Origin of the sequence: Paenibacillus sp. ALJ109b (assembly GCF_010747435.1) — a bacterium.
Lineage (GTDB): Bacteria > Bacillota > Bacilli > Paenibacillales > Paenibacillaceae > Paenibacillus > Paenibacillus taichungensis.
Genome location: NZ_JAAIFP010000004.1, coordinates 468,564 through 495,349 on the forward strand (window position 1 = coordinate 468,564; position 26,786 = coordinate 495,349).

A 26,786-nucleotide genomic window follows, 5' to 3' on the forward strand; every position below is an offset into this window, starting at 1 on the left:
TATCATCCACTCAAATGCCTACTTTTTCACTGGTTTATTTGGTTTATCTGGTTTATCTGCTTTGCCTGCTTCCAGCTTAGCCGCTCCTTCCAGCAGAAATACGCCGCTGAGCTGAGCGGTAAGGTCGAGTGGGTTCTGGGCTGCTTTGCCCCAAGCCTGACCGAATAATCCATTGTCCCGGCTACCTTTCAGTAAGGCATCGGCATTGCGATAAACCGCCTTTTTCAGGCTCTTGTTATGCCCGACTTCATACAACTCAACCATGTAGCGGATCAGTATGCCTTTGAACAAAGCACCGTCCCCGTCGCCGTCCTCTTTAAATATGCCCGTCTTCTCATCCGTTAAGGTCTTCAAAGAACCTGCTGCCGTTTTCTCGGCATCTTTCAAATATGTCTTCTCACCTGTTATCCGGTAGAGTTCAACACCTGCTCCGATAAACGTACCTTGATTGTACGTGAAGATCCATGCTTCATTCACATCCAGTGTGCCATCCTCTTTCAGAACCAAACCATCCGCTACCAGGCCCGTTTGCGGATTTACCAAATATTGTTTCTCCCAATCATATATTTTTTGGGCCCATTCCAGATCCCGCACATCGCCAAAACGTTCATACAGTCTTGCAGCCAAGATGGCGGCAGGCCCACTGGAGCACGCATTTCGGTTATATCGCTGATCCTTTTTCCAAGCCATACCGCCAAGCTCATCTTCCCACCAGGCGGTTTTGATGTCATCCCACAACTCCATTACGTATCCCTTCATCTCTTCACTGCCTGTTGCATCATACAGACGAAGCCCGGCGAGCGCGAGCCATTCCATATCATCGTAGAATTCATTGTGAAGTGATCCGTTGCGTGCAATGATACTGCGAACGAGTTCTTCCGCACGTTCAGTGTACGCTTTGTCTCCTGTACGTTCGTATCCGTCCACCAATGCATCGACCGCATGAGCCTTCCACCAGTAATTCAAGGTCTGTTCACCTTCTGGTGTTGATGGATAAGCATTATTCATCATTTTTGATGCATCATTCCAGTAGTATTCATGCAGCTTCTCTTGCGACCACTGCGCCTGATCGGCATAGCGATTCTTGCCACCGCTTGTTGCCCCCATTGTGGTGACCAGAATAATGCTGAGTATCAGCGTGAGGCTCACCATTTTCCTTTTGCTCATCAGATCCCTTCCCTTCTCCAGTCGACGTTTAACTAACAGTTCATTCGTAAAGCAGTGTCAATCCCTTGCTCCAGCTCTGTTCGCGCCTTTCCCTGACGATGTTCCTTCACCCCCTTCCACATTTCTCAGGCAGAACGGCTAATGATGCTGATAACCAGAACTACTCTTTTACGGCTCCGAGTACAATTCCGTGGATTAGATAACGTTGCAGAAAAGGATAAATCAGCAGAATGGGAATCATGGATACCAGAATTTTGGCAGAATTCAACGTTGTATTGGAGATTTTATTGAACTGCTGCAGCTGTTCGACTGAAAGATTCTGCATCTGATCCCGTGTGAGGCTGAGCTGCTGCAGATAGGTCTGAAGCGGGATTTTGGAGCTGTCGTTAATCAGAATGATCCCGTCAAAGAAATTGTTCCAGTGCCCGACAATGACAAACAGCATGATCGTTGCCAGACTCGGCATGGAAATGGGGATGAAGATTTTGAGCAGAATTTTAAGCGGACTGGCACCGTCAATGAATGCGGCCTCTTCCAGTTCCTTTGGAATTCCCTTGAAGAAGTTCATGAGGAGAATTACATTAAAGACAGGAACTGCCCCCGGCAAAACTAGCGCCCAAATACTGTTGATCAATCCCAACTTGCTGATGACCATATACCAGGGTACGATTCCGCCGCTGAACAGCATTGTAAACACAATAATCCACATATATGTGTTTCTCGATCTGAATTGTGTGACGCTTCGTGACAACGGATAGGCCATGAGAATAGTCAAAAACATATTGATTGCTCCTCCAAGCACCACCCGCTCGACCGAGATCAGAAAAGCCTTCCAAAACTTCGTATCATTCAAAATCTGGCCATACGATGAGAAATTCAGCTCCACTGGAAAAAAATAGACGCGCCCTGCATTAACAGCCGTACTGCTGCTGACGGACACCATAATGGTATTGACAATCGGCGCCAAGGACATGAACGTAATCAGAATTAACGCAAACATAATCAACAGGCGGGATAGCCTGGAGCCGAGTGATTTGGATTGAATCATGCTAACCCTCCTAGAAAATTCTGTACCCCGCATACCTCGAAGCCAGTCTGTAGGAAATCACGATCAGAACAAAGCTGATCACCGATTTCATCAGTCCAATCGCTGTTGCAAAGGAATATTGCATGTTGATCAGACCCATACGGTACACAAAAGTATCGATAATATCGCCCGTTTCATATACCAGCGGATTATACAGGTTAAACACCTGATCAAAACCCGCATTCAGTACATTACCAAGACTCAGCGTACCCAGCAGGATAATCGTCGGGAACATACCCGGCAGCGTGATATTCAGCGTCTGTTTCCAACGACTTGCGCCGTCCATTGCGGCAGATTCGTACAATGCAGGATTAATTGCCGTTAATGCAGCCAGATAGACTATCGTCCCATAGCCAAATTCCTTCCACGTATCCGTCACAATGAGCAGCGGCCTGAACCAGTCATTACTTGCCAAGAACATAATTCGCTCCAGTCCGAGAAACTCAAGGAAGTTGTTCACCATGCCATCGAAGGAAAAGATCATGGTCAGCATCGTGCCCAGAACTACCCAGGACATAAAATGCGGCAAATAGACGATGGTTTGAATCGTACTCTTGAATACTTTCAGACGCACCTCATTTAACAGCAGAGCGAATACGATGGGTACAATCAACCCTAGAGCAATCTTTCCAACTGCGATGACCAATGTATTAATGAAAATCTGCTTCGCGTCCGGGAGTTGAAACATATACGTGAAATTGGATATCCCTGCCCATTTGGACCCGAATATTCCTTTGGCAGGAATGAACTTTTGGAATGCCATCACAACCCCGAACATCGGTACAATTGAGAAAATGAACAGCATGATCATGCCAGGCAGCAGCATAAAATGATAGGTCATTTCATCAAAAGTTTTACGTTTCTTTTTCCTCCCGTAACGCACTTCCCGCTCTTGATTAACGGTTGTTTCCATTTGAGCCATTGTCCTTTCCACCTCCATCATGTGCCTAATTGGACAGGCTTTATCGGCGAAAGCCCGTGCGAAAGTCCACGATTAGGCTTCCGCACCTAAGCTCACGCAATCGTCATCTTTTGCTCATCTCGTTAACTTCTTCTGTAATCTCATCGCCACCCGTACGTTTCCAAGTGTCGACAAACTTATCGAATTCATCTACAGGCGCTTCCCCCATAATGATCTTGAGCATGGTTTCCTCTTCTAGCTTCTGCAGATTCGCCCACTTCAGCTTCATCGTCTCAGTTGTTCCATAAAAGCCTGCGGTGATCACTTCCAGGTTCGGATTGTTCGCCTCACGCTGCCCTTCGATCCGGGAGAGGTATTCACCGTAGGTGTTTGCATCAATCGCATTTCCTTTCTCTTTGAATTCCTGATAGGCCTTGAAAGAAACCACTCGGTCTTCCTGAACAGCAGAAGCATCACCTGCCTCATCTGCTTTGATCAGATCATCGTAATAACGCTTGAGTACATCATCATAATCCACTTGCATCGGAATCTGGGTAGGATCATTATTCCAGCGGCTTGCATCGGTCAGCAACTCGTCGGGATGCTCTTTCTTGTAATTGATTGCGTCTTCCGTTAAGGAGTACAGAAAATCCGTTGTTAAATTGACTGATTTCATGATCGCTTCAGGATGCGCAAAGTCCTTCTTCACAACGACGATGCCGCCGCCCACCGGATCTTGCCGGATCGTCTTGAACTTGCCATTCTCATCTACTGGTGCAGATACGGCAACCCAGACTGCTTCAGGATCTTGTTTAATGGAATCCTTGTAGTTGGTGTAGCCGATCCACCATGGATTAAATACCATTCCTGCCTGTCCGTTGATAACTAGGGCTTCCTTCTCTTCGTTCGACCGGACAGCAAACTGTTTATCAATCAAACCTTCTTTATACATGGCGCTCAGTTCTGTCAGCGCTTGTTTTACTTCAGGCTGAACAGATCCATATTCAACCTGACCGTCTTTCTGTATCCAGTTCATGGGAAAGGCACCGTGCGCAGCAAAGATTGGCGTAAAGTTCATCGCATTCGAATCCATGACCATGCCTACCGTCTTGCCTGTTCCCGAGACATCCTTCTCTACAAATGTTCTCGCCAGATTCCATACATCCTCGACAGATTCCGGCAGCTTCGCGCCTACTTTATCCACCCAGTCCTTCCGGACCCACAGCAATTGATGCTGGTTTCCGATATTCGTCATAGGCAGACCCATGATCTTACCGTCCACCTTTACCTGATTCAACAGCAAATCTCCGTAGGAACCATAGATATTTTTAACACCCTCGGATGCTGTCTTCTCGTATACCTCTGTCATGTCGGCAATGAGATCGTTATCCACCAGTTGATTAAATATTTCACGGCTGACAAGCATTACATCCGGCAGGTCGCCTGTCGTCATCGAGAGTGACAGCTTCTGATCCATATCATCTGTTTCCCAAGCTACCTTGGCCTTGACATTCACCCGGTCTTCTACATAGCGTGTAGCCAGATTGTTTTCAATGGTATCGCCTGCAGGCAGGTTGTTCACATGATTGGTATTTCGACCAATCGTAAATTCCACGGGTGTCTCATATTTACCATAAGGTTCATAGTCCTGCTCTGAAATTTGCGGTTGTGCGCTCTCGTTATTGCCTCCGGTACAGCCACTGATTACAGCCAACATCATGCTTCCGATCAGCAGCGTAGCCATCTTACTGCGCTTCTTCATCCTGTCATCCCCTTTATCTGATTTGCTTTTGATAACCAAATTGTATGCGTTTTCATAATTGGCGTATATGCCACATTTTTCGGATATGTAACACTTTTTTTATGACCTCCAATTTACTTTATTTCTCTGTAAAAAAAATTTTATAACAGTAACAAATAGCGGTTGCCACAGCAACCGCTTTAGTACTAACGCTATGTTTTTAATATAATCACACGCAATCATGTGGCAGGAAGGACGATTGACACTTCCGTTCCGCTTCCTGGCTCACTATGAATAACAAGTCCGTAACCCCGACCATAATACAGCTTAATTCGGTCATTAACGTTCCGAACACCACATCCGCCGTTCTCTCCTGTTAACAACCCTGCGGTCTGTACAGGCGTCATGCCAACACCATTATCACGAACGGTTAATTTAATCCCCTCTTCCACCCGGTTAACCCCAATGTGAATGTGGCAATCGGATGCATCTGCTTCCACAAAACCATGCTTAATGGCATTCTCCACAATTGGCTGCAAAATAAAATGAATCACCTCGGTATGTAATACCTCGTCATTGATATCATAATCCACATCAAATCGGCCATCGTTCATGATGAGCTGCAAATCCAAATATGCCTTAATATGCTGCACCTCAACCTCAATGGTGGCCATATTCTTCCCCTGGTTAAGTGTTGTCCTATAGAAACGGGCTAATGCAGATACCATATAACTCGTTTCTATATCCGCCCTTTTCTCGGCCCTCCAGCGTATAAATGAAAGTGTATTATACAGGAAGTGAGGGTTGATCTGACTAATCAACTTGTTATATTCACTTTCCTTCTTGGCAATTTCGGCGTGATACACCTGGGAGATCAGGCTGTTGATCCTTGTCAGCATTTTACCGATACCGTTAGTCAGCTCACCAAATTCATCCCTGGATGAACTTCGGATAATCACATCCAGATTGTTCCGCTCAACCTTGTCCACCTTGTTCTTGATATGGATAATTCTTTGCGTAAAGTTATTAGAAATAACATAAATGAGCAAGAAGGTAATAATCAGGCTGAGGATGATGACAAACAGCGTAATTTGAAAAATACTCATTGCATTGGCGTACGCATTGGTATTCAGCAGATTATAGTGAATGGTCCAGCCGTTATTGGCGAGTGAGCGGCTAAGACTCAGATCGCCAGATTCCCCAACTTTCGAACCTGCGGCCACAACAGCATGCTCGTGGTTTTCCTGAAAAATCACATGCTGTTTCGCATCCTCAATATAAACGGCTACATGTTCCGACAGATTGTCCAGGTCGGCAAAGATGCTATCATGCTGAATGGAGATCACCATAAAATTGCTGTCTTTCGGATTGCTGATCAATTCCTGAACGAGATAAAGCTTCTCTCCATCTACAATCCAGCGCCTGCCTCGAAATCCGTCATACCAGGACTTGCTCTTGAGATCCCCGATTGGCAAAATATTATTGCGAATTCCCAATAACTCCCCGGACGTATAAAAGGTAATATCTTCAATATCATCATCCATCAGCCGGATGTTCGAGATCAACGGCTCCAGAATATCCCGGAAATCCAGGTACATATTATAATAATTTTCTTCGTAGTCTTTCGTAAATATTTGCGATAATTCCCGATTAAGCACCATGAACTCACTTAACGTGTTATACCGATTAATCTTATAATCCATAATGTTAGACACCTGTTCCAGACTCGCTTCTGCTTCGCTCCGTAACTCCTTCATTTGAATTCGGTAAGACTGAATGAAGGAGAGCAACCCCAGCAGAAGAATCGGAATGAGTGCAATCACCAAATGCGACAGCAGCAGCTTGTTTCGGAACTTGATATCATTGAATTTGCTCTTGATCCATCCGATCATGAAGCACCCCGCACTCTCTGAACTGTAACGGACTGACACCGAACCTGTTTCTGAACAACTTGGCAAAATAAGAATGATTGTCGATGCCAACGGCCCCTGCAATATCATTGATTTTCATATTCGAATGAGCCAGCAGATGGCTTGCACGCCGCAAACGATAATCGGTCAAATATTTCGAGAAGTTTTCCCCGGTCTCTTTTTTAAACAAAATGCTCAAATACCCTGGAGATAGATAAACATCGTGGGCTGCCTCGGACAATGAAATATCTTTCTGATGGTTATCCTTCACATAATCCTTCACCTGTTGAATGACCTTCGATTCAACTGATTCCGGTTCGGGACCTCCGCCATAAGCACGGATCTGCGTAATATCTTCCATCACCTGTAGAAACTCTTCCCTGACCAGTGGCTTGAGCAAATAATTAACTACACCCAGCCGAATCGCACTGCGGGCATATTCAAATTCATCATAACCGCTGCAGATGACAATCTTTATGTTCTGCTGCGTTTTCCTGGCTTGTTTACTAAGCTCCAGTCCGTCCATAAGAGGCATTTTGACGTCGGTGATGAGGATATCTATCGCGTTCGCAACCAGAATTCGCTCTGCGCTCTTTCCGTTCTCGGCTTCCAATACTTGAAAGGGAAAGCCGTAGTGAGAGATCAAATCCTTAATGCCTTCTCTTTGAACGCTCTCATCGTCAACAACAAGAACATTAAACATCATGACATCTCCTTTGCAAGTGAAAGTGAAGAAAACGATAAGTTGGAATATCTTTTTTTCCATGGTATGCCAGTCATATCGTAGTATATCATAGATTTTTGGAAAGGCTTTCAAAATGGTATTCCGCCACTTTTGCAATAGGAATAATATGTAAACAACAAAAAAGCCGCCAAAAAGGCGACTAGTTGCGTACACATGTTATCCTTTAACCGCACCCAAGGCAACACTGCCTATAATTTGTCTGGAGAATATCGCAAAGACAATGATAATAGGCAAGATCGAGATCGCAACACCCAAATACAACAGTCCGTAATCCATTCCATAATAGCCTTGCACCAGCGCAACGAGTACCGGAAGCGGATATTTATCCAGCGAGAAAAACAGGACCAGCGGCGTGAGAAAATTATTCCACGAACCGATAAAGGTGAATATGCCAAGCGCCGATATGGCTGGGCCCAGAATGGGCAAGACAATCTGATTGAACGTGCGGAACTCCCCTGCACCATCTACACGTGCAGATTCAATAATCTCGTCTGGAATGCTGCTCTCCATAAATTGTTTGATAAAAAATACATTAAAGGCATTCGCTGCTGCCGGCAAAATGATCGCTGCATAGCTGTCCAGCAAACCTAACGTACTGAACAGACGATACATCCCGATCAGTGCGAGCTGCCCAGGCACCATCATGGTGGCAAGCAAGAACAGGAATAGCCAGTTGCGACCTTTGAATTTGAATTTGGCGAAGCCATATGCCGTTAGGGAACCAATATACAAGGATAACACCGTAGACGTTCCGGCAATGAAAAAGCTGTTGGCAAACCCGCGCCAGATATTGATTTTGGAAGCCATGTTCGTATAATTATCCAGCAAGAAGGGGCCAGGCAGAAACGTAAATGTCGATGCAATCGTCGCATTATTATGTGTGGAATAGATGAGCATGAGATAAAATGGAATGATACAGAGCACGGCTAGGCTAATCAAACACAGATAAATAATGACTTTGCCCAGTGTCAGACGCCTCACAGTATCGTAATGCTGTAGAGTAACTTTTTGTTGTTCGACTGGTTTGACGGTTGGCATTTCATTTCCCCCTCCCTATGCACGGCTCTTGCGCTTCGTCATCATGAAGGATACGACCGATAGCAGGATAATGATGATGAACAGACAGAATGCAATGGCCGCCCCATAACCAAAACGTGTACTTTGGAATGCCACATTATACAGATACATAATACTCGTCATGGCTGCACGATCCGGACCACCCGTTCCATTCGTCAATGTAAACGGCTGATCAAAAATCTGAATACCTCCAATAATGGACGTGATCATCTGAAACAGAATGATTGGGCGCAGCATTGGAACGATGATATGAATGAAAATATGTTTCTTTTTCGCCCCATCCATTTGAGCGGCTTCCTGCAGTGACGGATCAATACCCTGAAGCCCTGCCAGATAGATGACCATGGAGTAACCAAAGTATTGAAAGAACAGAATCGATGAAACGATCAGTCGCATAAACCAGGGATCATTTTTCCAGTTAATCGGATCATCGATGAGTCCAACTTGAACCAAAAAATGATTCAAACCGCCAGATTGCCAATCAAAGATCAGACTCACAAGCAGACCCAATGATGCTGCGGTAACGATGTTGGGAAAGAAATAAACCGCTCTGAAAATGTCTCTTCCCTTAAGTAGCTTGTCGTTGAGGATAAAGGCGAGCACAAGCGAAACGGTTAGCTGTGGCACTACAGAGACACCCCAGATAAAAAGGGTATTAAATAACGTCTTGTAGAACAAAGGATCTTGCAGAACCGCAATATAGTTACCGAGTCCGACGAAGTCCGGCGTGGTAATCCCATCAAAGTTGGTGAAGCTGATATAGAGAGAATACAGAATGGGGTATAGCCCAAAAATGGCGAAAAGAATGAAAAACGGAGCAATGAAATAGTATCCGTAATGATCTTTGCGGATTGACTTGGCAAACATGTTTTGTACCCCCAGTCATCGGATGATTAAAAGGCATTTGCTTACTTCTAAGCTAATCCACTTCCAGCTCCGGAAATCTCAATTTGACATCACGATTGATTCGTTTTACGGCTTCTTCTTTGGTCTGAATGTCGTTATTGAGATACAACTGGAGTACATTTTTGAAGATATCATTGTTAATGATTGAGTCATATTTGGTTCGCTCATATACAGGAACCTGCTTCGCTGCTTCCGAGAAAAACTCAAAATGCTTCTGCCCGCCCAAATACGCTGAAGATACGGAGTCTGCAAGCTGATCATTCACGACCATATTGCTTGTAAAATAGTCCTGTTCCTTCGCAAGCCCAGACAGAAAATCATGATCAAAGTTGTAAAACTCAATAAACTTCCAGGCCAGATCCTTTTTTTCACTTTTGCTATACATTGCAATATAAGTTCCTCCGGCACTAAAAGCGGATGGCCCCGGCGCGAGACCCCACAATCCTTCGGTATCCGGAGCATTCGCTTTAAAGGTGTATTGCAAGGCCCAAGTTGCTCCCGGATAGAACATCACCTGACCTTTTTGCATTGAAGCCGCGTATCCAGCGCTACCATCATCCAACTCTGCAAGCACATGCCGCTGACGTGCTTCACGAACAAGGTCAAGCACCTTCATATAGGTGGGATCGATGACTAACTTCCCATCCTTAACCCATGGGATACCATCATATGAATTAGATATTGCATTCCAGTTGGCAAGGGCATGAACTTTATTTCCACTTTGCTGCTCTACCCTCTCTCCAATCTCGAATATCTTCTCCCATGTATCAATTTGCGGCGCTACCTTCTCCGGATCGTCCGTACCCAAATATTCTTTGGCCAGATCTCTCCGATAATAAATGCCTCCAGGCGTTCCCTGATAACCGATCGCTCTAACATTTCCTTCGCTATCCTTCTCATTAGCTTGCACAAAAGCATATTGCTCTGTAATTAGTTCATTGGCGTTATACGTTGCCTCCGATAAATTCTCCAGGTACGGCACATCAATCAGCTCTCTTATATTTGCATTCTCGATCATAAACACATCCGGAGCCTTGGACGTTGTCTGTAATGCGGACTTAAGCTTGGTGATGTAGAAATTGCCTGGAATATTAACAAAGTTCACCTTAATGTCCGGATATTTCTCCTCGAATTTCTCAATGGCATAACCTGCTTCATCCGTAAAACTCCAGACAGTAATCTCTTCCTGCTTGGGCTGGTTGGCTCCACTTGGTTGGCAGCCAGACACCATTATCACTGCGCTTACGAGTGCAATCATGGAGATATATTTAAGCTTAAACTTCTTCATGGGCCCCCTCCTTCAAAAAGGAAACGCTTACAATTTATTAGAGTATATGGATTTTGGAGAAGGCTTTCTCTTCAAATATTGTGAATCATCCTTCATATGTTGTGATATTTGTACGATGCTTCTTACGAAATTCAGACGGAGTGCAGTCATTATATTTTTTGAAAAGTCGGTTGTATGAGTTCACATTGTTGAATCCATGACCAATGGCAATATCCAGAATGGATTCTTCGCGAAACAATAATGCCCATTCCGATTTGATGATTCGAAAATGATTTAGGTATTCCATCAATGTGATTCCTTTGATCTCTTTAAACAGTTTACATACGTGAAACTTGCTGAATTTAATGTGCCCCGCTACCTGATCCAGTTTGATGGGTTCAGCATAGTGCTCTTCCAGGTATTCACAGACAGATTCGAGGAATTCAAATTTTTTGGAAGGTGTACATGGCCATCCTGATGTTAATTCCTCGGTAATCGGTGCCTTTGTGCGCAGCATATGAACAATAAGATCATATAATCTGGCAACCATTAACCAGCGATATCCCGTCTGTTGATCCTTCTCCTCATTCACTAAGGCATCTATATATTTTCCCAGATTTTTTTCGTTACTGATGTTTAACGGGATGACCATCGTTTTATTGAAAAGCTCTCGTATATTCTGTGCTTCGTTATCCGTTATGAAACTTCCCGTCAGCAACTCCAATCGAAACTGGATAATGGTTAGATGATTGGTTCCCGGCAAGAAACAGTGAACATCCCCTGGTTTGATAAGCAACACATCTCCTTGTTTCAGCTCATACACATGGTTGTTCACGCCTATTCTTCCGTTCATTCCATCCACCACTACCATTTCCACCTCTTCATGCCAGTGGGCGGCAAAATTAAACTGATTCTCGGTATGAATCACCCGGATTGGAAGACCCTCTGTCATATGACCTGTTTCAAGAAAAGTAGGTACACCCATTGAATCACCCTTTCCACATTTTCCACCGTAACAAGGATCTATATAAATTGAATTAAAGAATATTTACACTTGCCACTCCGATAACAGCGAGGTATATGCTTCCGATGCAGCTTTCTTTCAGAAAGCTTTTAGCTCCGCTTCTTCAGGTTATTTCTGTCCTCTCCGTTCTCGTGTAAATGTTAAATTCAATTTATCTAGTTATCATTATTATGCATTAAGTATACCTGTCCCTTCTAATCGAGCTTAAAAAAAACGGTTGGAGCAACAAAAAAACTCCTCAACATATGTTAAGGAGCCACTGTACTGATCTATCTATTTACAACCGGCTGCGAACACGCACGCCATCATATGTCAAATGAAGCAAGTGGGCTTCTTGGGTCAGGTTCAATCTTTACCCATTTTCTCGATCCATTCGTAGATACTTTGCAAATTGGACTTGAAATACGTAGTAAAAAACCAGTCCTGATAGGCTGATGGTACAGTAATTTCGTCCAAACCTTGGTTTCTTTGAGCAGCATCAGTCACGATTTGCAATAGATCCATTATGTAGGCTCTGACTTGATGCAGTGCGTTCAATGAGCATACTTCTCCATGCCCCGGTACGATGATTTCTATATCCAGCTGTTCCACTTTATCCAAAATATCCAGCCATTGCTGAGGATTCGCATACATGAGAACCGGATGATGTTTAGATAACACCAGATCCCCCATTATGGCAATTCTGTCCCCTCCTTTCTGATTTCAACTCTGTTTTAATTGCAATTCTAATTGAAAAAGTTCCCGGGCTTCAAATATGAAAAAAAGAGTTGATGCGGGCATTCTCATTTTGCTTCGAAAGACATCTTCATGAGTCTTTCTTCTACTTGATTTCGAATATCCTGATTCAGGATTCCAACTCCGAAAATCTCGGAAAACCATAACCCGTCTGTTGCTAACTTGATAATAGCAGCATTCACGGGATCAATGCCATCGTTTAAAATTTCTTCTTGAAGAACGTTATTTTTTTCATTATACGCTGCAAGTAATTCGGGCTTCGAGAATAATACCGCCAAAAGCGCCGTACTCAAAGCTGCAGTCGTTTGGGGGTCATGGAAGGTCATTTCGATATAAGCCCTGCTCCATTTCCCGACTTCGTTTATGCTTTCGCTTGATTTTTGCTGTAGTTCAGAGAAAAACGTATCCCCGAATTCCTCGATCATGGCAGTAACGATTGCCTCCTTATTGGGAAAATGATGAAGCAATCCGCCTTTGCTTACTCCCGCATGTTTAGCAACAGCTTCCAACGTCAATTTCTCCATGCCCAAATGTTCGACAATATGTGATGCTGATGCCAAAAGCTCATGACGTCTTGAATTACTTCTCATACAGATCTCCTCCTTCATGTACGTTTATTTAAGACTGACTTGCGTTTGATGATTTGGCTGGACTTTTGGATAAGTTTAAAAGTACTACACCTCCGATAACCATAATGAGTCCGATTCCCGAAAGCATGTTGAACGGATCATTCCATAAAATGACGCCAAGCAAGGCGGTTATTGCTGTCCCTACACCTGCCCATATGGCATAAGCTGTGCTCAAAGGAATTGTTTTCAAAGCCATTGTCAAATAATAAAACGATAACGCCATGCCAACAACAAGTCCAATTGAAGGTAGTAGATTTGTGAATCCAGCCGACAATTTTAACATGGTAGTACCGAAAACCTCAGCAATAATGGCAATGGCCAGTGCAAAATAACCTTTCATTATTCATCCCTCCATTCTTGCTCAGCTATGAGCCAATTTCATAATCACAACCCCAGCAATGATAAGAATTAATGCTGAGATTTTTTTGAGGTTCACGCTCTCTTTATAAAACACGATGCCAACGAGTGCTGTAAGAGCAGTTCCCACACCCGACCACGTTGCATATGCGGTACCAAGCGGAATGGTTTTCAAAGCCAGAGAAAGACAAAAGAACGCTGTACCCATTCCCAAAATCAATCCTACTATCGGAAGTTTCTTTTGGAATCCGTTTGATAATTTCATCATGGAACTACCAAAAACTTCAGATACAATCGCTAAACCCAATAAAAAATATGCAACCATCTCTCATTCCTCCTGCCACATACGTAACGTTTTTCAACTTCCAGTTAACTATACCGTCCGGACGGTTTTTTTGTAAAGTTTTATAATAACTTAATGTTTGTCATTATTACTTGCTTTCATGCCATACCGGTATAGCCATAGGCTATAGCTAGATATAACTTAATGGAATTACATTATAACTCCGGATATGTGATAACTTTTTGGTAACATATTGTAGAGGAGATTTTACGTCATGGCAAAAAGCAGTGTATTGGGATATCCACGAATTGGTGCGGATCGGGAATGGAAGAAAGCGTTGGAGGCATTCTGGTCAGGCAAGCTCGAAGAAACAGAGTTTCAAGCACGATTGCAGGAGATTCGGTTAGATCACTTGCGCAAGCAACAAGAAAAAGGTATCGATCTTATTCCTGTTAATGATTTCAGTTACTATGATCACATTCTGGATACTGCCGTTATGTTCGGAATTGTTCCAAAACGGTTTGCATATGACGGTGGCGCTGTACCTTTGTCCGTCTATTACGGAATTGCTCGGGGAACAAAAGATGCAGCAGCAAGTGAAATGACAAAATGGTTTAACACGAACTATCACTATATCGTGCCTGAACTGGACGGTGCTTCCCCTGCCCTTACGGAAAATAAACCACTTATTGCTTATCGCGAAGCTAAAGAGAATCTCGGTATTGAAGGCAAACCGGTTCTTGTTGGACCGTTAACTTTCCTGAAACTATCCAAAGGATACGATAAATCCGAAACAAACGCTTGGCTGGACCGCTTGCTTCCGCTCTATGTACAAGTGCTTCAAGAGCTTGCAAATGAAGGAGTTCAGTGGGTTCAGATTGACGAGCCAATCCTCGTTACCAAAACAAGTGATGCTGACCTAGAGCTGCTGAGTAAAATTTATGAGACGTTTGCAGCTGCTGTACCAGGTCTGAACATTATGTTGCAAACCTACTTTGAATCCGTAGAGAACTATAGCAACATTGTTGCCCTACCGGTTCAAGGTATCGGACTTGATTTTGTACATGGAGCCACAGGTAACATTCAATCCATTCAAGCGTCCGGTTTCCCAGCGGATAAAGTTTTGGGTGCCGGAGTTATTGACGGCCGCGGGATCTGGAAAGCCTCTTTACCAGGAAAACTGAAGCTGTTGGATGAACTGGCTGAACTCGTAACACCTGAACGTTTAATCGTGCAATCCTCATGCAGCTTGCTTCATGTTCCGGTAACGACAGCACGTGAAACTAAACTCACATCCGAACTGAAAAATGCTTTGGCATTTGCAGATGAAAAGTTGGACGAGATCGTTCTTCTGACGAAAGCATTGTCTTCAAGAAACGCTGAAATTATCGCTGAGATTGAAAATTCCGATCGTACGATCCAGGCTCTCCAGCAATCCGAAGAGCGCAATCGTGTTGCTGTTCAAGAAGCCGTGGCAACACTCAGCGTTCAACAGCCGGAACGTTCCCGTCCGTTTGCAGAGCGTCATATCGCGCAGCAGGACAAATGGAAATTGCCACTTTTCCCGACAACGACTATCGGCAGCTTCCCACAATCCGCAGAAGTGCGTAAAGCACGTCAATTGTGGCGTAAGGGTGAGTTGAACAATGAGCAGTATGCTGCGTTCATCCGGGATCAAATTGATATCTGGATCAAAATTCAGGAAGAGATCGAGATCGATGTTCTCGTACATGGTGAGTTTGAGCGTACCGACATGGTAGAGTTCTTTGGCGAAAAACTTGCTGGGTTTGCCTTCACACAGTTTGGCTGGGTACAATCATACGGTTCCCGTTGCGTAAAACCACCAATTATTTTTGGAGACGTTGCATTTACCGGAGAAATGACCGTTGAAGAAACCAAATACGCACAGTCCCAAACACAACGTCCTGTAAAAGGTATGCTCACTGGACCGATCACTATCATGAACTGGTCATTCGTACGTGAAGACATCCCGCGCGAGCATATCGCATATCAATTGGCGTATGCACTGAGACAAGAAGTCGAAGCGTTGGAACAAGCAGGTATTGGCATGATCCAGGTCGATGAGCCAGCGGTTCGCGAAGGACTGCCGTTGAAGGAAAACGAGCAAGCCGATTATCTGGCTTGGGCTGTCAAAGCTTTCCGTATTTCCACTTGCACGGTTCAAGACACGACCCAAATTCACACACATATGTGCTATTGCGAATTCCATGACATGATCGATTCCATCGAAGCGATGGATGCCGATGTTATTTCGATCGAGACATCCCGCAGTCACGGTGAACTGATTCACAGCTTTGAGTTGAACACTTATAAACTGGGCATTGGACTTGGTGTATACGATATCCATAGCCCACGTGTTCCAAGTGTGGATGAAATGACGAGCATGATTGAACGCGCCTTGCGTGTATTGGACCCTAAATTGTTCTGGATTAATCCGGATTGCGGTCTCAAAACTCGTGGACTCGAAGAAACCGTTGCATCCTTGCGCAACATGGTTGATGCAACCAAGATTGCTCGTGAAAAGCACGTTGCAACAACGGTTTAAGTTGAATAGATAAATAATTCAAGAATTCTTTTATAAAAGGCGGACATTCCTATGCTATGGAATGTCCGCCTTTTAATATCATTATAAGCAGAGTTCCAAATGGGGGCATTATTGACCTTAGCGGATTCTGTCATCGATCATAGGATGCTGGCGGCATTTGAAAATGCAATGTTCACTTTTCCTTTATCCCTGGCGTAAAGAGTAAGTGTGGCGGTAAGTCTTCTCCAGCGCTTTCTCCGCCTACCATGAGTTGATCTTCTCTAATCCCAAGTTCTTTCACATGGCTTTTCATCCATAAAAGGGATCATAACAATCATTCCACTCTTCACTACACTGTAAACCGTCGATGTCTTTCCCCCGCTGTTGAATCCGATCTTTTTTTGATTTTCCTCATCGAGTTAAGCCACGCTCTCAGTTCTCATCAATGGCGAGCTCGATGAGCTGGTTAAGAATATTTGCATAAGTCATGCCGCTAGCTTGGAGCATGTTGGGATAGCGGGAATTCGACGTGAAACCAGGTATCGTGTTGACTTCATTGAACACAATTCTTCCGTCAGTGGTCAGGAACATATCTACTCGCGCAAACCCTCTGCACCCAAGCGTTTTATAAATAGTCAGAGCGCTCTCCTTAACCTTCATTGCAGTGTCTTCATCAATGCGGGCTGGCAAGTGAATCTTCGAACTGATCAAGGAGTACTTTTCCGAGAAGTCAAAAAAGTGCCCCTGTAGTTCAATCTCATCAATCATGCCGATGATGGGATCAGAATTACCCAATACAGCACAACCCACTTCAAAACCGTTAATATTTTGCTCAATGACTACTTTGCTGTCGTGTATGAAGGCGTGTTCAATTCCGGTAATCAACTCTTGCATATTGTTCACCTTCGATATGCCTAATGACGATCCTGATCTAGCCGGCTTAACAAAGAGTGGGAAGCCCAGTGCTTCTGCTTCTGATAACACTTCTTCCATCCGTTCACTCCTATGTATTGTAAGGGAACACGGCGTATCTATGCCTGCTGCCTGCACCAGTTTATGAGCCAGTTCCTTGTCCATACATAACGCAGAGGATAACATGCCACATCCAACAAACGGTATACCCGACAGTTCCAATAATCCTTGCAGGGTTCCATCCTCACCGTATTTGCCGTGAAGCACTGGAAACACAACATCAATCGTTGTTACATGATATTCCGTATGAACAAGCTCAATGAGTCCTCTGACTTCTCTACTCGGCGAGAAAAAGGATGGGATACAACTCGGATGCAAATGCCACCGATCATTGCGAATATCCTCAACCGTTCCACTATATCGGAGCCAAGAGCCTTGCTGTGTAATTCCAATTAATACAAGATTGTATTTTTCGGTATCCAAATTTTCAATCACTGAAGCGGCTGAGCTCAAAGATACGTTATACTCACCTGAACATCCGCCAAACAATACCGCAATCGACTTCTTCTGCATCGTAAAATCCTCCTAAAATGTGATATGTCTAAATCATCCTTATTGCTATAACTTAATTTTTGAGAATGTCGTAACAATGAATCCTTCACGATTCGTTCCTGATATCCGATAAGAATCACAACTCAAGATCGGGATATGGCTAGATGTCCCTTTATCCGCGGGAACGTAATATATCTGGATTGTCATGTCCTTTTCTTTAATCGTAAGCTGCTCTCCAGAGTACCGATATTGCTGTACAAAATCGATGTACTCCTCTAAACATAGATTGTTCTCTTCCATGATTTTGGAATGGGGATATCCTACATATCTAAAATGCCATGGCTCATAAGCAATACGCGTGATTGATTCTTTTTCTTGTTTATATCGAAGGATAAAACCGAATTGTATGGCATGTTGTCTGAAGGACTTGTAAATGCCCGTATCCGGAAAGGAAGGAGCAATAAAATCGATATTCGATTTCAATTTACCCACATCGATAGCCAACCCCGTTTGGTGTTCACTATGGTCAGGCAAGGCTACGTATTTGGAAGTATATTCTGAACCCTGTTCAATCAAACAATCTTGATAGATCTGGACTTGATCTTCTTTTGTTCGATATGCGCTGACAGCGACAATATCATCCGTCCCCCCACAAGCTTTAAGCAGAGCATGAAATTGATTGAAACACTGCTTCTCCAGAAGCATCTCCTTATTTAACTTCTTTATTGAAGGCAATGAATCCAATGACTCTAGTTGATGGACTTGTACTTGTCTTCTGATTGGGTTTTGATCATTGATTAACACTAAGTGTCCTTGAAACCGTTCTTCGTTACTTACGCTGATTTCAATATGTTTTTGTACGACTTCCCGTGATTTCATGATGAACTTCCCCACCTTCTTTATAAATTCGTAACACTCTGTCCGTGATGGAACTCGTTATTTCTTGAGAGACACCACCGATATGATTGGCCAGTTCCTGAATCGGAATTTCTTGCTCACCTGAATAGCCAATGAAGGTCACCTGTGTTCCTTCCGGAAAATACATGGGAAGCTTGACCATCAATTGATCCATGGAGATTTTCCCTATAATTTCTGCACGATACCCCTCCACTAACACCTCCGAATTTTGCATTCTCTGCGACCATCCATCGGCATAGCCGATAGGCACTGTTCCGATCCATTGATCTGAGTCTGTTTGATAAGCATTGTTGTAGCCCACATATTCGCCTTTTTTTAATTTTTTCGTTTGTAATAATCTACTGTGCATACTGAATGCCGGCTTTAGTTGGATGTTAGGTACTAGTTTTTTCGGATAAAAGCCATAGATTGCAGCTCCTATTCGAGCCATATCCATGCACAATTCCGGGAATCGAAGTGCTGCTACACTTCCCGCACAGTGATAATGATTGATTGGAATCCGTGATATACTGCTCCATTCTTTCATTTCCAGGAAGCGTTGAATCTGAAGCTGTAGATAACGGTTGTCTGCCTCACCTGCAGTCGCGAAGTGGGTATAGAACCCGTCGACGACTACATCTGGTGCTCTGAGCCAAGGAACCATTTCAAGCCACTCTTCTTGCGTGCGTATACCTATTCGCCCAAGTCCAGTATCCATTTTCACATGCACAGATAACTTATGCGGGGTATGAACAGGCTTGTATTTTCTCATCTCATGAAACCATGATGCTTGTGTAACGGTAAGCATCAAATCATGTTCAAGAGCCAGAGGTACAAGTTCGGGACGAATCGGAGTCAAAATAAGAATCGGTTGTTGTAAGCCGGCATTTCTAATGCGGATGGCTTCTTCAATGAAGGCACACGCTAAATAATCCGCGCCTGCCTCTACTGCTTCTTTGGCTGTCTCGATATCTCCATGCCCGTATGCATTTGCTTTAACAACGGCCATTAATTTGGTCGAACGGGGTAGAAATTTGCGGATCTCTATGATATTCTCACGAATTTGCGTTAAATCTATTTCAGCCCAAGTATCTCGGTACATCCGAAGGATCTCCTCAACTGAATAGATGACTTGTTTTTACTTCCTATTTTCAGTAGATCCGCATATGCACTTTTCATTGTTTGGCCTCCTAAAGGTGTGAATGTATTGCGTTGAATTGTTTTAAGTGTATATTAGGGCTACTTCAGCTCCTATCGATCAAACTTACACAAAACTGACAAGGATGTAAGATTACAGATTTGCACTTCTCATAGTTACAACAAAAAAGCCGCCAATAGGGCGACTCGTAAAAGACAACGGAAATGGACTTCAGATAATAAAGTCTACAAGAAGAAGCCTGCGCTAAGGCAGGCCTCTTTCATTATTGTGGATTTTCATTACTCATCCAGCTGTCGACATGCAGTGGTTCACTGTAGTCTTCCCGGTCAGTAAATTCTTTCAGGTGTTTGTCTGCATCTGCACTATTCTCGAAAGCACCCATAACGACGGTGAATTTTCCATTTTGGGTCTGCACAACGCTGCTGCCATCGGCAGAATACTGTTCAGCCAACATGGCCAGTGCTTCACCCTGCTCCATGTCTTCGCTACGGACAAAGAAAAGTTCATGCGATTGCGTTGTCTTCCCGTCGGAAAAAAGCTTCAACTGAATATATCCAGGCTGCTGATACTCTGACACGGAATAGTCCACATCATCCTTAAGTTCAACCACAAAGCCAATCGCAGAATCATCCAAAATGATATTTTGATAGACATCTTTTACATTCTTAAGTGCTTTAATATCCTTCTCCAGCTTGTCATAATCCAGATGACGTACCCCGTTGAAGGTGAAGATCAAGCGATTCGGTCCTTCTTTGTGATCCACAGTATACGATGGAGCAGAGGTGATCTGTTCACCATCGATCTGAAAATTAATGTTTAGTGTATCCGATTCTTTGGTCGTTGTAACCGAAACCCCATCTGTGCGCTCCCCGCCACCACCAACTTGCAGAATTTTGACGACAGAACCTATAACAGGTACATCGGATAATGCTTTGGCTACACCTGGAACGTTAGCTGTTATCATCACTGCAGCACAGGCAGCAACAAGGGATGAACTACGCCAGATCATCATTTTTTTTCGCTTTTGGTTTCGTGCACGCTGACGGGCTTGCTGAATAACTCCGGAAAGGCCGGATGGAATATTGATCTGTTCATATCTTTCTTTTCCTGTCATGTAAAATCAACCTCTTCCTTGGTCAGATGTTTTTTGAGTTTATTTAAGATCTTATAGAACCTGGTCTTCACCGTGCTTTCCGGCAGGGACAGTACCTCCGCCATATCTTTGAATCGCTGATCCTGGAAAAATTTCAAAACGATAAATGCCCTATCTTCGGGATGCAGGTGATCGAGTGCTTCGTATAAATCCCATTGCTCTTCAAGCCCCATGGAACTCTCTTCGGCTGCAAACGGTATTGTACTGTCTTCCATATACATGTATTTCTTCTTTCGTCTGATGTGATCCAGAGAACAGTTGATGACAATCCGGGTCATCCAGGTTTCAAAATAATCAGGACTTTTCACTTTTTCATAAGATAGAAAACCTTTATAAGCGGCTTCGGATATGATTTCCAATGCTTCCTGTTCATTTTTCACATAAGAGAACGCGAAGCGATAAAGCTTTTCTTTACATGCCTCCAGACGATCACTGAACTGCTGTTCAGTTAGTGCTGTACTCACCTTGCTCAGTTTGTCCACCCCCGTTGCGACTGTATATTTTGATTATTGCCGCATTTTTAATAAAGCTTACTTTGTATGTTGTTTCGCATGTTAGACAGCTGAGAGTCGAAAATAGTTTTAAAGAAGATGAATAATTTTTATCTGGGAACAAGAACTTATATCGTCCCAAACGAAAAAAGCCGCCAATAGGCGACTTCTTTTCTCTTTCTTCTTTAGGAAGACCAGTAATTGAAAATCAGACTAAAACGGGTATGCTCATATTGTTATGGAGGTCTTATCTAACGTCTTCTCTTTTTGAAAATGACTTATACCCGGGCGATCCAGCCCAAGATGATCACGAAGCGTGCTGCCCGTATAATCCGTACGGAAGAGCCCCCGCGCTTGAAGAATCGGAACCACATAATCCACAAATTCATTCAAATCTCCCGGCAAAACGGGTGGCATGATGTTAAATCCGTCGCAACCATATTCTTCAAACCATTGTTGCATCAAATCAGCCAGTTGTTCATAGGTCCCAACAAACTGCATATGCCCTCTTGCCCCTATCAGCCTCCGACCCAGCTCAAGAATGGATAACTTATCTTTTCGAGCCATGTCCATAATCAGCTGTACCCGGCTTTTCATGCCATTGGAAGCTTCTACGGGATCTGGAATATCAGGCAACTGGCCTTCAACAGGATACTCCGAAAGGTCAAACTTAAGCATACCGGATAACATACCAACTGCAGCCGCCGGAGGGATTAACTCCTGTAGTTCTTGATATTTCCGCTGAGCTTCCTGCTCCGTCTTACCCAAAATCGGTGATAAACCAGGCATTATTTTCATGCTGCCTTGTTCGCGTCCATATAGAGCGAGTTTGGATTTGACGTTATTATAGAACTCTTTCGCAGCATTCAGAGACTGTTGGGCCGTGAAAATCACTTCACCATAGTTGGCTGCAAAATCCTGTCCCGGTTCGGATGATCCGGCTTGGATGAGTACAGGATATCCTTGCGGGGAACGAGGAACATTGATTGTACCTTGGGTAGAATACCACTGCCCTTTATATGAAACTTCCTTTAGTTTAGACGGGTCCGCAAATAGTCCAGCCTGCCGATCCACAATTAAGGATTGATCTTCCCAGCTATCCCAGAGCTGGGTGGCTACTTCGACAAATTCCCGGGCCATTTTATATCGAAGCCCATGCTCGGGATGCTCTGTTCGTCCATAGTTATTTGCTTCAACATCCAATTGGGAGGTCACGATGTTCCATCCTGCGCGTCCTTCACTGATATGGTCCAATGTGGCAAATTTTCGAGCTACGTTATATGGCTCGTTATAGGTAGTCGACACCGTGGCGGTCAAACCCAGCTTATCCGTATCCGTAGCCAATGCCGACAGAAGTGTTAACGGGTCCAGCATACCTGCAGCCGATTGATCAGCGCCCATCACGTAGAGAAGATCAGCCAGAAACATCATATCAAACTTGCCTCGTTCAGCCGTCTGTGTGATGGAACGATAAAATTTGTAATCAAAAATCTGTTCAGCACCAGAATCCGAACGGCGCCAGCCGTAGTGATGATGACCTGTATAATAAATGAATGCTCCTAGATGAAGTTGCTCTTGTCTCGTCCCCATATAAATCTTCCCTTCTTGTTTCAATTATCGGATTACCCCTTGAACGTATCTCGCCAGCGAAGCCATCTGTTTTCAAGGAGCCGGACAGTCGAATCCGAGAGCTTTCCTACAACCGCAAAGACTACAATACCGACAAATACAATATCCGTTTGCGAGTAAGCACGAGCATCCTGTATCATGTAGCCGACACCTGCGCTGGTTCCCATCATTTCAGCCACAACAAGGACTAGCCACGCCGCGCCCAGAGACAATCTGACTCCAAGTAGAATATTGGGAAGCGCCGCAGGAATAATGAGTTTGCCGAGTAACTCCCATCTTGAATACTGGTAAATCCGGGAGACTTCAATCAGCTTCATATCAACGTTTCGTATACCGAGAAATGTATTCACATATACAGGAAAAAACGCACCTAGCGAGATCATTAGAATTTTTGAAAACTCTCCTACACCAAACCATAAAATGAATAATGGAATGAGGGAAAGGAGCGGGATCATCCGGAGCATCTGTAATGAAGGGTCAACTGTGCGCTCCGCCAATTTTCCAAGCCCTGTGGATAGACCGAGCATGAGCCCGGCAGCTGTTCCAAGCAGAAATCCCAAGCCCGCGCGATAGGAGCTGATCCCGAGATGTTCCAGCAACTCGCCGTTCAAGATTAGACGGATGAACTGCTCTGCAATCTTGGAAGGAGCGGGTAGCATGGTCGCTGAAACCAGCTGAAGGGCAGAGGCCAATTCCCAGATAAGGAGAATAGCCAACGGAATAATCCACCCGTGAAGACGGCCCGGAATTCTGCTCAGCAAGTCTCCTGCTCGTTCGGTTTGTTTACCAATCTCCAGCTTGCTCATTTTGCTTCTTCTCCTTTAAAACCGTCTTGCCACCGTAGTGCTCTCGCTTCCAGAAGCTTAATGATGGAATCTGACAGTTTGCCCACGACAGCAAAAACAATGATTCCCACAAACACTACGGTGGTGAGTGAGAACGATCTAGCATCATTGATCAGGTATCCCAAGCCTGCACTAGAACCCATCAATTCAGCAACGACCAGACCCAACCAGGCGACACTGACGGATAAACGTATCCCCAGAAAGATATTCGGCAGAGATGCTGGAAGAATTAACTTCGTGATCATCTGCCATTTGCTGAATTGCAGCACCTTTCCTACATCAAAAAGCTTGCTGTCAACGGATCGGATACCCAGAAAAGTATTAACATACAGCGGAAAGAAAGAACCTTTAGCTATCAGCAGCAATTTTGAAGTTTCACCGAAACCGAACCACAAAATGAACAAGGGGGCAATGGCCAAGTGGGGCAGCGTCCGCAGCATTTGAAAGGAAGGGTCCAGCAGTCGCTCTGTCTTGTAAGAAAAGCCGACCCATAACCCCATTGTTAGACCAAGACCGCCTCCGATCAGAAAACCAAGCAGAGCTCTCCACGTCGATATGCCCAAATGCCTCACAAGTTCACCCGTCTCCGTCATGCTGACAAGCTCTTTCCATATACTGCTTGGCGTTGGCAGCAGAACGGGGTTCAAATATCCCATAGCCCCGGCTACCTCCCACACGATTAACAGACACACCGGAACGATAAGCCCTAGTACCATATTGCTAGCCCTTAAGTAAAGTTTTCGACTCTTAACCGAGTTTTTCTTTTGAATTAAAGGCGGGATAACCGCCTTTTCCGCACGCATTTGCATGTAGTGAACGCCTCTCTTCTATAGGGTTCATTATGTTTATTTCAGTGGATCCTTGAGAGCTGCGTCGATATATTGATTTTCCGTTATTGTTTTAACAACAACCTGATTCCGAATGTTCTTCACTTTATATTGAAAATCCGCTGTTTGCTGCATTTCTTCTACTATGTTTTGATTAACTGACGTGTTAATCATGCGGGAACGTTCGAATGTCCCACTGATAACACTGGCAGGAACATTACGTTCAGCTGCATATCTATCGATCGCTTCGGTTTCATGCTCGCTTTCCCACTTCAATGCTTTATTAACTACTTTCAAGTACAGAGTAACAAGCTCTGGATGTTCCTCTGCAAAACCAGTTCCCGCGATCGTAAACGAAGGGGACAATACGCCAAGCTGCTCTCCGTCGGACAGCACTTTTCCTTTTCCCGTTAAGGTATTGAGTGTGATGTAAGGGTCCCATGTCGCCCAGGCATCCACACTGCCGGTTTCGAACGCAGACTGTGTCTCATCGGGCTGTAACTGAATGATTTCAAAATCTTTATCCGTCAGACCGGACTTCTCCAAACCACGGTATAGAAAGTTATATGCATTGCTTCCTTTTGTAACGGCAATCTTCTTGCCTTTCAGGTCACTAAGTGACTGGGCGGTACTACCGGCAGGTACAATAATCGCAACGTTATTTTTTCCGTCCAGAACTTGCGATACGATTTTAAAAGGAATATTCGCAGCTTGTGCTGCGATAATAGGCATGTTCCCCAGGCTGGCGATATCCAGCTTATTGGAAGCAATCGCCTCTGTCATGGGCGGTCCACTCTGAAACTCGATCCATTCCACTTTGGCTCCTGTTTTTTCAAATTCTTGTTCAAACCATTTTTCTTCACGTGCTTTACCGAATAAGCCACCACTTCCCTGAATCCCAATTTTGACAGTTACATTTTGGCTCGTACCTGAACCACTTGCATTTTCATTTGAACTTTTGGATGCACAAGCCATTGTCAATAAAGACATTGCGAGCACCATAACAAGAACTAGATGAGATTTTTTCATATAAACCACTCTCCCTTTAATATGCTGTACATTCTTCTTCGGCTATGAATGACGCTATATGCCGCCGCTTACGTCATATAAAGGCTCATCCACTTTTTCGAACTCATTTAATACCAGTCTCCGCATCTCCTGAAATGCACTGCCTGATCTTTTTCGTGGAAAAGGTAAGTCAATCGAAAGAATACTCCGAATATGACCTGGACGCGGATTCATAATGACGACTCGTTCCCCTAGGAAGACAGCTTCGTCGAGATCGTGAGTTACAAACAGCATTGTTGTTCCATTACGTTGCCAAATATCAAGCAGCACTTCCTGCAAATGAGACCGAGTAAAGGCGTCGAGCGCTCCGAACGGCTCATCCAGCAACAATACGTCCGGATTACGCAGCAATGCTCTGGCAATGGAGACGCGCTGAGCCATACCACCTGATAATTCGCGAGGATATGATTTTTCAAACCCTTTTAAGCGGACCAGCTCAATTAGTTCCTCCACCTTTCGGCGGACATTCACATCTCTAAGAGAGAGATTGGCTGCAATGTTTTTCTCCACCGTTAACCATGGGAATAGCCTGGGCTCCTGAAAAATGAATCCTTTCTCTATGCTGGGGCCGACAATTGGTTTACCGTTGAGCAAGACGGTTCCCGTATACTGCGTATCTAAACCAGCCACAATTTTAAGCAAAGTGCTTTTCCCGCATCCGCTTGGACCAATGATGGTTACTAATTCACCTTTTCGAACTTTGAGCTGAATGTTGTTTAACGCAATGATTTCGCCTACGGGGGCGACAAACGTTTTGTTCAGGTCACTGATCATAAGCATATCCCCAGACATTAAAGACACCCTTTCGCATTTAATCAATAATACTTACATGTTTACTTGGTTTTGAGGCCAAAAAAAGAGATTTACCCATTCCCACAG

At 44.2% G+C, this 26,786-nt stretch carries 25 protein-coding genes; 1 reads left to right on the forward strand and 24 read right to left on the reverse strand.

Translation table 11 applies throughout. The annotated features are described in order from the left end of the window. Positions 1-18 precede the first annotated feature (18 nt). The 14 genes from G3352_RS05155 to G3352_RS05220 form a co-directional block, all read right to left on the reverse strand. Positions 19-1,167, reverse strand: coding sequence for a glycoside hydrolase family 76 protein (locus G3352_RS05155; RefSeq protein WP_163754560.1), 1,149 nt, complete (start codon positions 1,165-1,167; stop codon positions 19-21). A gap of 160 nt (positions 1,168-1,327) precedes the next feature. Further along, positions 1,328-2,215 (reverse strand): carbohydrate ABC transporter permease, encoded by an 888-nt coding sequence (locus G3352_RS05160; protein WP_163754563.1) that lies wholly within the window; start codon positions 2,213-2,215, stop codon positions 1,328-1,330. A 10-nt stretch (positions 2,216-2,225) separates the two neighbouring features. After that, a complete protein-coding gene (locus tag G3352_RS05165) occupies positions 2,226-3,167 on the reverse strand; it encodes an ABC transporter permease (protein ID WP_163754780.1) in 942 nt (313 codons plus the stop codon). Positions 3,168-3,279: 112 nt separating this feature from the next. Beyond that, positions 3,280-4,917 (reverse strand): extracellular solute-binding protein, encoded by a 1,638-nt coding sequence (locus tag G3352_RS05170; RefSeq protein ID WP_163754565.1) that lies wholly within the window; start codon positions 4,915-4,917, stop codon positions 3,280-3,282. A gap of 218 nt (positions 4,918-5,135) precedes the next feature. After that, complete coding sequence (locus G3352_RS05175) at positions 5,136-6,788, reverse strand: sensor histidine kinase (protein WP_163754568.1); 1,653 nt, start codon at positions 6,786-6,788, stop codon at positions 5,136-5,138. Next, positions 6,757-7,512, reverse strand: a complete 756-nt coding sequence (locus tag G3352_RS05180) for a response regulator transcription factor (RefSeq protein ID WP_163754571.1) — start codon at positions 7,510-7,512, stop codon at positions 6,757-6,759. Before G3352_RS05180 ends, G3352_RS05175 begins: the two co-directional genes overlap by 32 nt. 195 nt (positions 7,513-7,707) lie before the next feature. After that, the gene (locus G3352_RS05185; protein WP_163754573.1) at positions 7,708-8,589 is read right to left on the reverse strand and encodes a carbohydrate ABC transporter permease; all 882 of its coding nucleotides are present in this window, start codon (positions 8,587-8,589) and stop codon (positions 7,708-7,710) included. A 15-nt stretch (positions 8,590-8,604) separates the two neighbouring features. After that, positions 8,605-9,495 (reverse strand): carbohydrate ABC transporter permease, encoded by an 891-nt coding sequence (locus G3352_RS05190; RefSeq protein ID WP_163754576.1) that lies wholly within the window; start codon positions 9,493-9,495, stop codon positions 8,605-8,607. A gap of 52 nt (positions 9,496-9,547) precedes the next feature. Further along, positions 9,548-10,822, reverse strand: a complete 1,275-nt coding sequence (locus G3352_RS05195; protein ID WP_240342936.1) for an ABC transporter substrate-binding protein — start codon at positions 10,820-10,822, stop codon at positions 9,548-9,550. Positions 10,823-10,907: 85 nt separating this feature from the next. Beyond that, positions 10,908-11,786 carry an AraC family transcriptional regulator gene (locus G3352_RS05200; protein ID WP_163754579.1) on the reverse strand — a complete coding sequence of 293 codons (879 nt, stop codon included), beginning with the start codon at positions 11,784-11,786 and terminating at the stop codon, positions 10,908-10,910. Between the two features lie 384 nt (positions 11,787-12,170). Further along, entirely contained in the window at positions 12,171-12,458 is a 288-nt protein-coding gene (locus tag G3352_RS05205; protein ID WP_163754582.1) for a hypothetical protein, read from the reverse strand. Between the two features lie 149 nt (positions 12,459-12,607). Further along, on the reverse strand, positions 12,608-13,150 hold the full coding sequence (locus G3352_RS05210) for a TetR/AcrR family transcriptional regulator (RefSeq protein WP_163754585.1): 543 nt from the start codon (positions 13,148-13,150) through the stop codon (positions 12,608-12,610). Positions 13,151-13,178: 28 nt separating this feature from the next. Next, positions 13,179-13,529 carry a DMT family transporter gene (locus G3352_RS05215; protein ID WP_163754587.1) on the reverse strand — a complete coding sequence of 117 codons (351 nt, stop codon included), beginning with the start codon at positions 13,527-13,529 and terminating at the stop codon, positions 13,179-13,181. Positions 13,530-13,550: 21 nt separating this feature from the next. Then, a complete protein-coding gene (locus G3352_RS05220; protein WP_163754590.1) occupies positions 13,551-13,871 on the reverse strand; it encodes a DMT family transporter in 321 nt (106 codons plus the stop codon). Positions 13,872-14,103: 232 nt separating this feature from the next. Here G3352_RS05220 and metE point away from each other — a divergent pair, with 232 nt between their 5' ends. Further along, entirely contained in the window at positions 14,104-16,395 is a 2,292-nt protein-coding gene (gene metE / locus G3352_RS05225; RefSeq protein ID WP_163754594.1) for a 5-methyltetrahydropteroyltriglutamate--homocysteine S-methyltransferase, read from the forward strand. 411 nt (positions 16,396-16,806) lie between these two features. Here metE and vanG read toward each other — a convergent pair whose 3' ends face one another. The 10 genes from vanG to G3352_RS05275 all read right to left on the reverse strand — a co-directional run bounded on the left by vanG (position 16,807) and on the right by G3352_RS05275 (position 26,699). Further along, complete coding sequence (vanG, locus tag G3352_RS05230; protein WP_163754596.1) at positions 16,807-17,859, reverse strand: D-alanine--D-serine ligase VanG; 1,053 nt, start codon at positions 17,857-17,859, stop codon at positions 16,807-16,809. A gap of 45 nt (positions 17,860-17,904) precedes the next feature. After that, on the reverse strand, positions 17,905-18,717 hold the full coding sequence (locus G3352_RS05235) for a D-alanyl-D-alanine carboxypeptidase family protein (RefSeq protein WP_163754599.1): 813 nt from the start codon (positions 18,715-18,717) through the stop codon (positions 17,905-17,907). Further along, positions 18,683-19,837, reverse strand: a complete 1,155-nt coding sequence (gene alr / locus G3352_RS05240) for an alanine racemase (protein ID WP_163754603.1) — start codon at positions 19,835-19,837, stop codon at positions 18,683-18,685. The genes G3352_RS05235 and alr overlap by 35 nt, the downstream gene beginning before the upstream one ends. 319 nt (positions 19,838-20,156) lie before the next feature. Then, positions 20,157-21,008: a hypothetical protein gene (locus G3352_RS05245; protein ID WP_163754606.1), complete on the reverse strand. Its 852-nt coding sequence runs from the start codon at positions 21,006-21,008 to the stop codon at positions 20,157-20,159. Then, the gene (locus G3352_RS05250) at positions 21,005-21,529 is read right to left on the reverse strand and encodes a sigma-70 family RNA polymerase sigma factor (RefSeq protein ID WP_345940719.1); all 525 of its coding nucleotides are present in this window, start codon (positions 21,527-21,529) and stop codon (positions 21,005-21,007) included. Before G3352_RS05250 ends, G3352_RS05245 begins: the two co-directional genes overlap by 4 nt. Before the next feature lie 237 nt (positions 21,530-21,766). Further along, on the reverse strand, positions 21,767-23,128 hold the full coding sequence (locus G3352_RS05255; protein WP_163754609.1) for an LLM class flavin-dependent oxidoreductase: 1,362 nt from the start codon (positions 23,126-23,128) through the stop codon (positions 21,767-21,769). Between the two features lie 32 nt (positions 23,129-23,160). Beyond that, positions 23,161-23,973, reverse strand: a complete 813-nt coding sequence (locus tag G3352_RS05260) for an ABC transporter permease (RefSeq protein WP_163754612.1) — start codon at positions 23,971-23,973, stop codon at positions 23,161-23,163. Beyond that, positions 23,970-24,815 carry an ABC transporter permease gene (locus G3352_RS05265; protein WP_163754786.1) on the reverse strand — a complete coding sequence of 282 codons (846 nt, stop codon included), beginning with the start codon at positions 24,813-24,815 and terminating at the stop codon, positions 23,970-23,972. The genes G3352_RS05260 and G3352_RS05265 overlap by 4 nt, the downstream gene beginning before the upstream one ends. A 42-nt stretch (positions 24,816-24,857) precedes the next feature. Continuing rightward, complete coding sequence (locus G3352_RS05270) at positions 24,858-25,868, reverse strand: aliphatic sulfonate ABC transporter substrate-binding protein (RefSeq protein WP_163754615.1); 1,011 nt, start codon at positions 25,866-25,868, stop codon at positions 24,858-24,860. A 54-nt stretch (positions 25,869-25,922) separates the two neighbouring features. Continuing rightward, positions 25,923-26,699, reverse strand: a complete 777-nt coding sequence (locus tag G3352_RS05275; RefSeq protein WP_163754617.1) for an ABC transporter ATP-binding protein — start codon at positions 26,697-26,699, stop codon at positions 25,923-25,925. Between the last annotated feature and the right edge of the window lie 87 nt (positions 26,700-26,786).